The organism is Acidovorax sp. HMWF018, assembly GCF_003061035.1.
Taxonomy (GTDB): domain Bacteria; phylum Pseudomonadota; class Gammaproteobacteria; order Burkholderiales; family Burkholderiaceae_C; genus Acidovorax; species Acidovorax delafieldii.
Map to the genome: position 1 here is coordinate 12564 of NZ_QAIM01000356.1, position 10486 is coordinate 23049.

Annotated in this window: 8 protein-coding genes and 1 pseudogene; 1 reads left to right on the forward strand and 8 read right to left on the reverse strand. The window is 64.4% G+C overall.

Translation table 11 applies throughout. From position 1 onward, the window contains the following. The 3 genes from DBR23_RS13570 to DBR23_RS13580 all read right to left on the reverse strand — a co-directional run. The coding region (locus DBR23_RS13570) for an acyl-CoA dehydrogenase family protein (protein ID WP_233250450.1) at positions 1 to 909 on the reverse strand (909 nt) is incomplete at its 3' end. 44 nt (positions 910 to 953) lie between these two features. Next, the gene (locus DBR23_RS13575) at positions 954 to 2129 is read right to left on the reverse strand and encodes an acetyl-CoA C-acyltransferase (protein WP_108498605.1); all 1176 of its coding nucleotides are present in this window, start codon (positions 2127 to 2129) and stop codon (positions 954 to 956) included. 124 nt (positions 2130 to 2253) lie between these two features. Then, a complete protein-coding gene (locus DBR23_RS13580; RefSeq protein ID WP_108498606.1) occupies positions 2254 to 4374 on the reverse strand; it encodes a 3-hydroxyacyl-CoA dehydrogenase NAD-binding domain-containing protein in 2121 nt (706 codons plus the stop codon). A gap of 162 nt (positions 4375 to 4536) precedes the next feature. Here DBR23_RS13580 and DBR23_RS13585 point away from each other — a divergent pair, with 162 nt between their 5' ends. Continuing rightward, a complete protein-coding gene (locus tag DBR23_RS13585; RefSeq protein ID WP_108498607.1) occupies positions 4537 to 5457 on the forward strand; it encodes a LysR family transcriptional regulator in 921 nt (306 codons plus the stop codon). A gap of 153 nt (positions 5458 to 5610) precedes the next feature. On the opposite strand, the gene DBR23_RS13590 is transcribed toward DBR23_RS13585, so the two are convergent. The 5 genes and pseudogenes from DBR23_RS13590 to DBR23_RS13610 all read right to left on the reverse strand — a co-directional run. Next, the gene (locus tag DBR23_RS13590; RefSeq protein WP_056059138.1) at positions 5611 to 6624 is read right to left on the reverse strand and encodes an ABC transporter ATP-binding protein; all 1014 of its coding nucleotides are present in this window, start codon (positions 6622 to 6624) and stop codon (positions 5611 to 5613) included. After that, on the reverse strand, positions 6621 to 7607 hold the full coding sequence (locus DBR23_RS13595; protein WP_108498609.1) for an ABC transporter ATP-binding protein: 987 nt from the start codon (positions 7605 to 7607) through the stop codon (positions 6621 to 6623). Before DBR23_RS13595 ends, DBR23_RS13590 begins: the two co-directional genes overlap by 4 nt. Before the next feature lie 32 nt (positions 7608 to 7639). Continuing rightward, entirely contained in the window at positions 7640 to 8551 is a 912-nt protein-coding gene (locus DBR23_RS13600) for an ABC transporter permease (protein ID WP_056059141.1), read from the reverse strand. A gap of 128 nt (positions 8552 to 8679) precedes the next feature. Then, the gene (locus DBR23_RS13605) at positions 8680 to 10263 is read right to left on the reverse strand and encodes an ABC transporter substrate-binding protein (RefSeq protein WP_056059145.1); all 1584 of its coding nucleotides are present in this window, start codon (positions 10261 to 10263) and stop codon (positions 8680 to 8682) included. Positions 10264 to 10360: 97 nt separating this feature from the next. Continuing rightward, a pseudogene (locus tag DBR23_RS13610) lies at positions 10361 to 10486 on the reverse strand (amidohydrolase); the annotation flags it as partial.

The following is a 10486-nucleotide window of genomic DNA, read 5'->3' on the forward strand; positions in this document are numbered from 1 at the left end:
AATCACGCGCAGGTTGGTGGTCTTCATGTTCTCCAGATCAATCTCGACCTGGGCCATGCGGGCGGCAAACAGCGGGTCCTGGTCCAGCGGCTTGCCGTTTTTGATGACCTTGGCGGCAATCACCTTGAGCTTGGCCAGTGCGGCAATGCAAAAGCCCACGCCTGCAATGCCCGTGCGCTCATAGGTCAGCAGGTACTTGGCGTAGGTCCAGCCCTTGTTCTCCTCGCCCACCAGGTTTTCTACCGGCACCTTCACGTCGGTGAAGAACACTTCGTTGACTTCCTTGTCGCCATCGAGCGTGCGGATGGGGCGCAGCTCCACGCCGGGCGATTGCATGTCCACCAGCAAGAAGCTGATGCCCGACTGCGCCTTGGCTTCGCGGTCGGTGCGTACCAGGCAGAAGATCATGTTGGCGTGCTGGCCCTGGGTGGTCCAGGTCTTCTGGCCGTTGACGATGTAGTGGTCACCCTGGCGTACCGCCGTGGTCTTGACCGAGGCCAGGTCCGAGCCCGCGCCGGGTTCAGAGTAGCCCTGGCACCACCAGTCCTCGCCGCTCAGGATGCGCGGCAGCCAGTATTTTTTTTGCGCCTCGTTGCCGAACTTGATGAGCACCGGGCCCAGCATGTTCACGCCAAAGGGCACGATGCGCGGGCCACCAGACAGCGCACATTCGGTGTCGAAAATGAACTTCTCGACTGCACCCCAGCCGGGGCCGCCGTATTCCTTGGGCCAGTGGTTGGCCAGCCAGCCGCGCTCGTTGAGGATGGCGTGCCACTCATCCTGGTCCGCCTTGGACAGGCGCTGCCCGGCCTTGACCTTGGTGGCGATGCGCTCGGGCAGCTTGGCTTTCAGAAAAGCCTGCACCTCGGCGCGGAAGGCTTCTTCTTCGGGGGTGAAATTCAGGTCCATATCGGGTCGCTTGCAGTTGCAGAGTTCGGTGGTGTGGCGCGGGGTCAGAAGATTTCAAACAGGCCTGCAGCGCCCATGCCACCGGCTATGCACATCGTCACCACGCCGTATTTCGCCTTGCGACGGCGGCCTTCGAGCAGCAGGTGGCCCACCAGGCGTGCGCCGGTCATGCCAAAGGGGTGGCCAATGGCAATCGCCCCGCCGTTCACGTTCAGCCGCTCGGACGGAATGCCCAAGCGGCGCTGGCAGTACAGGGCCTGCGAGGCAAAGGCTTCGTTCATCTCCCACAGGTCAATGTCTTGCACCGTGAGGCCGTGGCGCGCCAGCAGCTTGGGCACGGCAAACACGGGGCCAATGCCCATTTCGTCGGGCTCGCAACCGGCCACCGCAAAGCCACGGAACACGCCCAGGGGCTGCAGGCCACGGCGCTCGGCTTCTTTGGCTTCCATGAGCACGCAGGCGCTGGAGCCGTCGGACAGCTGCGAGGCGTTGCCTGCGGTGATGAACTGGCCCGGACCTTTCACCGGCTCCAGCTTGGCAAGGCCTTCGAGCGTGGTGCTGGCGCGGTTGCAGTTGTCGCGCGTGGCCGTCACTTCACGGTAGGTGACCTCGCCGGTTTCCTTGTTCTTTTCCATCATGCGTGCGGCGCAGGGCACGATCTCGTCCGCAAACACGCCCGCCTGCTGTGCGGCGGCGGTGCGTTGCTGGCTTAGCAGCGAGAACGCATCCTGGTCTTCGCGGCTGATGCCATAGCGGTGGGCCACGATGTCGGCCGTGTCGATCATGGCCATGTAGAGGTCGGGCTTGTGCTCTTGCAGCCAGGGGTCGATGTCTGCCGGGTTGCCGGGCCGGATGGCCGAGATGCTTTCCACCCCACCCGCCACCATGGCGGGCACGCCTTCCGCCACGATGCGGCCTGCGGCAATCGCCACTGACTGCAGACCCGATGCGCAAAACCGGCTGGCCACCATGCCCGCCACCGAAAGGGGCAGGCCCGCGCGCAGCGCGGTCTGGCGGCCAATGTTCTTGCCGGTGATGCCCTCGGGGTAGCCGCAGCCCATCACCAGGTCTTCGATCAGCTCGGGGGCGATGCCCGAGCGCTCGACCGCTGCCTTGACGGAAAAGGCCGCCAGCTGCGGGCCGGGTGTGGCATTGAATTCGCCCCGGTGCGACTTGGTCAATGGGGTGCGGGCGGTGGAAACGATGACGGCTTCACGCATGATTTGCTCCTGATTTGATAGCTTTTTGCGCTTATGCATAAAGCGCTAGAGGCCAATATGACTCGAATACGGTGGGACTGACTGAAAACGCTTCGCGTGCAATGCAGGTCAGGCAGACTCTGCGCTATGCAGCCTTGTTCAGGCTGTCGAAATTGCGCCCCTCGGCTACCAGCTTTTCCAGCAGCGGCGCGGGCTGCCAGAACAGTGGGTCTTCCTGGGCGAACTCGCGGATATCGGCCAGCACCGTGTCCAGCCCCGTCATGTCGGCCCACTTCATCGGGCCGCCACGGTGGCGCGGAAAGCCGTAGCCCGCGACAAAGGTCACGTCCACATCCAGCGGGCGCAGGGCAATGCCTTCGGCCACCACTTTGGCGCCTTCGTTGACCATGGCGGCCATGTAGCGACGCATGATCTCGTCGGCGCTGAAGCTGCGGGGCGTGACGCCTTTCTTGGCGCGCTCGGCATCCACTATGGCCAGCACTTCTGGGTCGGGCTGGCCCGTGCGGGCACCGTCGGGGTACAGGTAGAACCCGCGCCCGGTCTTCTGACCAAACCAGCCGCGTTCGCAGATGCGGTCGGCAATCTCCACGTACCGGGCCTTGGGGTCGCGCGTGGCAGCGCGGCGCTTGCGCGTGGCCCAGCCAATGTCTCCACCGGCCAGGTCTGTCACCTGGAACGGGCCCATGGCAAAACCAAAGCCGCGCACGGCAGCGTCGATCTCGTAGGGGCTTGCGCCGTCTTCCAGCAGGTAGTCAGCGGCCTGCTTGTATACGGCCAGGATGCGGTTGCCGATAAAGCCGTCGCACACGCCCGCGCGCACAGGCACCTTTTTCAGCTTGCGGGCCAGCTCAAAAGCCGTGGCCACCACGTCGGGTGCCACCTTGGCGGGCACCACGATCTCCAGCAGCTTCATGATGTTGGCGGGGCTGAAGAAGTGCAGGCCGATCACATCCTGCGGGCGGCCGGTGGCAGCGGCAATGGCGTCGATGTCGAGGTAGGAGGTGTTGGTGGCCAGCACGGCGCCGGGCTTGCACACGCGGTCCAGCTCGCGGAACACGGCCTTCTTGACCTCGATGTCTTCAAACACGGCCTCGATCACCAGATCCACATTGGCGATGTCGGCATAGCTGGTGCTACCGGTGTAGCGCGCCATCACGGCGGCCTGGGCAGCTTCAGTCATGCGGCCCTTGGCCACCAGGGCGTTGTAGACCTTCTCGACATTGGCGCGGCCACGGGCGATGGACTCGGCGTCGCGCTCGATCATGGTCACCGGCAAGCCGGCATCGAGGGCTGCCACTGCAATGCCCGCGCCCATGGTGCCGCCGCCGATGACGGCAATGCTGGCCACGGGGCGCGGCTGTGCGGCCTGTGCTTCGGGCACCTTGACGACCTCGCGTTCGGCAAAAAAGGTGTGGATGAGACCGGCGCGCTGCGGGCTGTCCAGGCACTCCATGAACAGCGCACGCTCGCGGGCCATGCCTTCGTCAAACGGCAGTTGCAACGCGGCCTGCACGCATTCGATGATCTTGAGGGGAGAGAACAGGCCGCGCGACTTTTTGGCTGTCTCGGCCTTCTGTGCGTCCAGCCAGGCCAGCGCAGCCTGCGGCTCGGCAATGGCCAGGTCACGCGTGCGGCGCACGGGGGCGTTGGCAGCCAGCAGTTCGCGCACGTAGGCCAGGCCTGCGGCCAGCGGGTCGGCGCCTTCCACCAGCTTGTCAACCAGGCCGGCTTGCAGCGCGGCCTGGGCCTTGAGGGGCTGGCCGCTGAGCATGAGGGTGGTCGCAGCCTGCGCGCCCATGAGGCGCGGGGCGCGCTGGGTGCCGCCCGAGCCGGGCAGCAGGCCCAGGTTCACCTCGGGCAGGCCCAGCGTGGCGACTGGCAGGGCCAGCCGGTAGTGGGCCGACAAAGCCACCTCCAGCCCGCCGCCCAGGGCTGCGCCGTGCAGCACGGCCACCACGGGCTTGTTCAGGTTTTCGATGGCGCGGCAGACCTCGGGCAGGATGGGTGCTACCGGTGGCTTGCCGAATTCGCGGATGTCCGCCCCGGCAATGAAGGCCTTGCCCGCGCCCACCAGCAACACGGCGACCACGGCGGCGTCGGCCTGCGCCTGCTGCATGGCCACCAACAGGCCCTGGCGCACGGCGGCGCCCAGGGCATTGACGGGCGGGTTGTCGATGGTGACGACCAGAACATCGCCATGCAGCGCGGTGGTAACAACGGAAGATGCGGCAGCGGCGGCGTGCATACGGGGAAGTCTCCTGGTCAATGGCTGTGCCTGTTGATGACCGGGGGATTGTTGATGCGCGAAGTAATCTTGACAATTACATAGCCCATTGACAGACTGTCAAACTTCTTTTGACAAACTGCGGCAAACGAGCGTTCAGGCGCCGCCCCACCTATCCCGCCTATGGAACTCACCTCCCTCACCGTGCTGGTCGACATCCTTGATGCCGGCAACCTGAGCCAGGCCGCGCGCAACCTGAAGATGACGCGTGCGAATGTGAGCTACCACTTGCACCAGTTGGAAAAATCGGTGGGTGTGCAGCTGGTGCGCCGTACCACACGCCGGGTGGAGCCCACCGAGGTGGGCCTGCGCCTGTACGCCCATGGCCGCGCCATTCAGAACGAAATGCTGGCCGCGCGCGAGACGATTGCCACGCTGGGCCAAGGCCTGCAGGGCCGCGTGGGCCTGAGCGTGCCCAGTGGCTACGGGCAGATGGTGATGTCGGACTGGCTGATCGACTTCAAGCGGCTGTACCCCGGCATCGTGCTGGATGTGCGCTTTGAAAACCGGGTGGATGACCTGATCCGTGATGAGGTGGACATCGCCATCCGCGTGATGCCCGAGCCCCCGCCCACGCTGGTGGCGCGCGACCTGGGCAGCGTGCGTTACATCGCCTGCGCATCGCGCGAGTACGCCGAGACGCATGGGCTGCCCCAGGACTTCGAAGCTCTGCAGGCCGCGCCGGTGATCACCGCAGGGGTGGTAGGCAAGCAGCTGCGCCTGCGCGGGTACCGGGGTGACCAGCGCCAGGAGGCCATGCTGGAGCCCACCCTCATTTCGGAGCACTTTCCGTTTCTGCGCCAGGGCATCCTGGCAGGGCTGGGCGTAGGGCTGGTACCGGATTACGTGGTGCAGGACGCCGTGACCAGCGGCGAAGTGCTGACCACGCTCAACGACTGGCGGCTGAGCATTTTTGGCACCCAGATGTTCATGCTCTACATGCCGAACCGCCACCAGACCCGGGCGGTGCGCACCTGCATTGACTACCTGCTGGGGCGTGCCCTGCCCGCAGCCGGCCAAGGAGTGACTGCGGATCCAGGATGAGCATCTTCTGCGCGTTTACAAGCAAAAATAGCCGCAAGCGCAGGTATTCATTGCGCCAGCAGCTATTTTATTGATAGCAATCGCTACTGCGACAGTAGCACTGCGGGATGAGTCCCTCCGCCGCGCGTCAGCACACCCGCGTGGCGGCTGGTATCAGATGCGCCCTTCCTCCACCGCATGGCACGCAATGCGAATGCCGCCAATGCTCAGGAGCTGGGGGCGCTCGGTGCGGCAGCGGTCATTGACATGCGGGCAACGGGGGTTGAACGCACAGCCGGGCGGCGGGTTCAACGGGTTGGGTACCTCGCCCTGTACCGGTGTGCGGGCCTTGCCGGTGTCGTGCATCTTGGGGATGGCATCGAGCAACATGCGCGTGTAGGGGTGGCGCGGCGTGTCGAACAGCGTGTGTTTATCGGCCAGCTCCACCAGCCGGCCCAGGTACATCACGCCGACCTGATCGCTCACGTGGCGCACCACGGCCAGGTTGTGGCTGATGAACAGGTAGGTGAGCTGCCGTTCGCGCTGCAGGTCTTTCATGATGTTGAGCACCTGGGCCTGCACCGACACATCGAGCGCGCTGGTGGGCTCGTCGCACACCAGGAACTCGGGTTCGGTGGCAAGGGCGCGTGCAATCGAGATGCGCTGGCGCTGCCCGCCCGAGAACTGGTGCGGGTACTTGACCATGTCCAGCGGCGACAGCCCCACGGACTTGAGCAACTCGCCCACGCGGGTTTTGAGCTGTTCTTTGTCGGTGATGAGGCCGTGTTCTTTCAGCGGCTCTCCGATGATGTCCTCCACCAGCCAGCGCGGATTCAGGCTGGCGTACGGGTCCTGGAAGATCATCTGGATGCGGCGGCGCATGGCCTTGGCATCGTTGCCCTTGAAGGCGGCGTGCGCGTCCTGGTTGTCGAAGGTGAGGCCGCCGCGAGTGGGCTCATACAACCCCACCAGCAGGCGGGCCACGGTGCTCTTGCCGCAGCCGGACTCGCCCACCAGGGCCAGCGTCTTGCCCTTCTCGATCTCGAAGCTCACGCCATCCACCGCATGCAACAGGGTGCGGGGCTTGCGTTCGATCACACGGTTGAGCCAGGGAGCGGAGACGTCAAAGGTCTTGGCCAGGTCGTGCGCCTGGACCAGGGCCTTGCTTTTCGTTGCGGTGGCACTCATGCGGTCACCTCGGCTTGGGTCGCGGCACCAGCGTGCAGCCAGCAAGCAGCGCGTGTAGCGCCTGCATCCATCAGGTCGGGGCGGTCGGTCATGCAGCGGTCAAAGGTCTTGGGGCAGCGGGGGTTGTAGGCGCAGCCACGGGGAATGGCGTTCAGGCGCGGCATGGCGCCATCGATCTGGTTCAAACGTTCACGGTCCATCGTCATGTCGGGGATGGAGGCCATCAACCCGCTCGTGTAGGGGTGCGACGGCTGGTTGATCACATCGTGCACCGGACCGATCTCGGCCACGCGGCCGGCGTACAGCACGGCCACGCGATCACAGGTTTCGGCAATCACGCCCATGTCGTGGGTGATCAGCATCACGGCCGCACCGCGTGATTTGCAGATGTTCTTGAGCAGCGTGATGATCTGCGCCTGGATGGACACATCCAGCGCCGTGGTGGGCTCATCGGCCACGATGAGTTTGGGCTCGGCCGCCAGGGCCAGGGCGATCACCACACGCTGGCGCATTCCGCCGGAAAACTGGTGCGGATAGTGGTCAATGCGCTCTTCAGCTGCGGGAATGCCGGTGTCCTTGAGCAACTGGATGGCGCGCTGGCGGGCCTCGGCGGCGTTGACCGGCAGGTGCGCCAGGATGGTTTCGGTGAGCTGTCGGCCCACCGTGTACAGCGGGTTCAGCGAGGTCAGCGGGTCCTGAAAGATCGCGCCAATGCGGCGACCACGGATGTGGCGCATTTCCTCATTGCTGAGGTTGTCGATGCGCTGGCCCTCCAGCAGGATCTGGCCCGAGGCCACACGGCCCGGCGGCTCCAGCAGGCCGATGATGGCAGCGCCGGTGAGTGACTTGCCGGCGCCGGACTCCCCCACCACGCCCAGGATCTCGCCGGGCGCAATGGAGAAGGAAATGTCGTCCAGGGCGCGCAGGGTACCGCGGCGACCCGGGAATTCGACAACGAGGTTTTTGACTTCGAGAAGGCTCATGGAGATATCGCTTTTCTTGTTCTTGTTGTGGCTCAACGCAGGCGCGGGTTCAGGGCATCGCGCAGCCAGTCACCCAGCAGGTTGACCGACAGCGCAATCAGCACCAGCATGGCGCCAGGAAACACGGTGATCCACCATTCGCCCGAGAACAGGTAGTCGTTGCCGATGCGGATCAGCGTGCCCAGCGAGGGCGAAGTGGGCGGAGCGCCCACACCCAGGAAGGACAGCGTGGCTTCGGTGATGATGGCCGTGGCCACCTGGATGGTGGCCAGCACCAGCACGGGCCCCATCACGTTGGGCAGCACATGCTTGCGCATGATGCGCAGCGGCGGGACCCCCGTCACACGGGCCGCCTGCACGTATTCCTTGTTGCGCTCCACCAGCGTGGAGCCGCGCACCGTGCGGGCATATTGCACCCAGCCGGTGAGGGAGATGGAGAGGATCAGCACCCCGAACGCCAGCGACTCGTGCGCATTGGGAAACAGCGCACGACCCACGCCGGCAATCAGCAGCGCGACCAGGATGGCAGGAAAGGAGAGCATCACATCGCACAGGCGCATGAGCACAGCATCCACCCAGCCGCCCCGGAAACCGGCCAGCAGACCGAAGGCCACACCCACCACCACGGAGAGCAGCACCGAGGCAATGCCGACCACGAGGGAGATGCGCGCACCGTAGATCAGCGCGGACAGGATGTCACGGCCCTGGTCATCGGTGCCCAGGGGGTATTTCATGGAGCCCATTTCGCTCCACGCCGGGGGCAGCCGCGCGTCGCTCAGCTCCAACGTGGTGAGGTCGAACGGGTTGTGGGGCGCCACCCATCCGGCGAACACCGAACAGAACAGGCAAATCAGCGCAATGGCGGCGGCCAGCATGGCGACCGGCGATGTGCGGAAGCTGTAGCCAACGTCGCTGTCGAACCAGCGGGCAAGGGTAGTTTTCATTGTGGGAAACCAATCAACAGGCAACAACACGCGCAACGGGTAGCTGCAGGTGTTGTTGCGGGCTTGAATCAGCCGATGGCGTTGTCGTTGTTGTAGTCGTCGTATCGATCAGGCGGGAACAAGCAGGATTACTTGCTCACGGTGATCCACTTGAAAGGCATGTAGTTGTCGGCCATCTGCACCAGCTTGACCTTCTTGCTCACACCCCAGGCCAGCGCCTGCTGGTGCAGCGGCAGGTGACCCACGTCGGCGGTGTGCACATCGAAGGCTTCCTTGATCATGGCATCGCGCTTGGGCTTGTCGGTTTCGACCAGGATCTTCTTGGTCAGTTCGTCCAGCTTGGGGTTGCAATACGCACCCAGGTTGAACTGGCCCGCTCCGGTCTTGTCGTCGGGGCAGATCATCAGCGCATTCAGGGCGTTGTGCGAGTCGTAGGTGGTGGGGGTCCAGCCCAGCATGTAGAAGCTCGTGTCACGGCGCAGCACCTTGGGGAAGTACGTGCCCTTGGTCTCGGCCGCGAGGTTGATCTTGACGTTGATGCGCGACAGATTGGCGGCCACGGTCTGGCAGATGCGGCCGTCATTCACGTAGCGGTCGTTGGGGCAGTTCATGGTGACTTCAAAGCCGTTGGGGTAACCGGCTTCGACCATCAGCTTCTTGGCGGCTTCGACGTCATAGGGCAGGCGCTTGACATCCGGCTGGAAGCCGTTGATGCCGGGGCCCACCATCAGCGCGGAGGGGTTGGAGGCGCCGCGCATCACGGTCTTCTTGATGCCTTCGATGTCGATGGCCTGGTAGAAGGCCTGGCGCACGCGCTTGTCCTTGAAGGGGTTCTTGCCCTTGACGTTGGAGTACAGCAGCTCGTCGCGCTTCTGGTCCATGCCCAGGAAGATGGTGCGCAGCTCAGGGCCAGTGATGGCGCGGGCATTGGCGCTGCCGTTGATACGCTCGATGTCCTGCACGGGCACAGGCTCCATCACGTCCACTTCGCCCGACAGCAGGGCCGCCACACGCGTGGCATCGTTGCCGATGGGCGTGAACACAACTTCGGTGGCATTGCCTTCGATCTTGTCCCAGTAGGCGCCATTGCGCACGAACACCGTGCGCACGTTGGGCTGGCGCTCACGCAGGCGGAAGGGGCCGGTGCCATTGGCGCGGAACGACGCCGCGTTCTCGATGCCCTTGCGGCGGTCTACCGGGGTTGTGGCCTGATTGGTCTCGCACCACTTCTTGCTCATGATGTAGGACGTGGTGATCACGTCTGGCAGGATGGGCTGGGGAGCCATAGTGTCGATCTCGACCGTGTGGTCGTCGATCTTGCGCACCTGCTTGATGTCGCTGTTGGTGGCCTTCATGTCAGAGCCATCGCCCTTCATGCGGGCGAAGCTGAACACCACATCGTCAGCCGTGAACGGCGTGCCGTCGTGGAATTGCACACCCTTGCGCAGTTCGAAGCGCCACACGGTGGGGGCAATCTGCTTCCAGCTGGTAGCCAATGCGGGCGCAAGGCTCAGGTCCTTGTTGCGGCCCACCAGCGGTTCGTAAACGTTGCTGGTCACGCTCAGCTGCAGCGACTCGTTGAGTGAGTGCGGGTCCATCGACAGGGCATCGCCCTGGTTGGCGATGCGAACGGTCTGTGCCTGAGCTACCAAACTCGTCGCAGCCAGCGCAGCGAAGAGAGCGGTCACAGCGACTTTTTTCTGGAATTTCATGGAAATCTCCTGGTAGTGAAAGGGTGGGATGGAAGGGTACGAAGACTTCCGGTGGGTGAGCGGCGTGTGCGTGGAGAAGTCAGACGCCCGCGCCTGATCAGAGCGCGGGCAGCGGCATGGCCTGCTCGATCAGGCTGGCGTGCAGCGCAGCGCCCAGCGGCAGGATGTCATCGTTAAAGTCATACCGACTGTTGTGCAAGGCGCTGCCGCTCGATCCTGTGCC

Bases quoted from the DNA above. Each gene is read 5' to 3' on its own strand.
- DBR23_RS13580 (WP_108498606.1), bottom strand. From the start codon at position 4,374: ATGCACGCCGCCGCTGCCGCATCTTCCGTTGTTACCACCGCGCTGCAT.
- DBR23_RS13600 (WP_056059141.1), bottom strand. From the start codon at position 8,551: ATGAAAACTACCCTTGCCCGCTGGTTCGACAGCGACGTTGGCTACAGC.
- DBR23_RS13585 (WP_108498607.1), top strand. From the start codon at position 4,537: ATGGAACTCACCTCCCTCACCGTGCTGGTCGACATCCTTGATGCCGGC.
- DBR23_RS13595 (WP_108498609.1), bottom strand. From the start codon at position 7,607: ATGAGCCTTCTCGAAGTCAAAAACCTCGTTGTCGAATTCCCGGGTCGC.
- DBR23_RS13575 (WP_108498605.1), bottom strand. From the start codon at position 2,129: ATGCGTGAAGCCGTCATCGTTTCCACCGCCCGCACCCCATTGACCAAG.
- DBR23_RS13590 (WP_056059138.1), bottom strand. From the start codon at position 6,624: ATGAGTGCCACCGCAACGAAAAGCAAGGCCCTGGTCCAGGCGCACGAC.
- DBR23_RS13605 (WP_056059145.1), bottom strand. From the start codon at position 10,263: ATGAAATTCCAGAAAAAAGTCGCTGTGACCGCTCTCTTCGCTGCGCTG.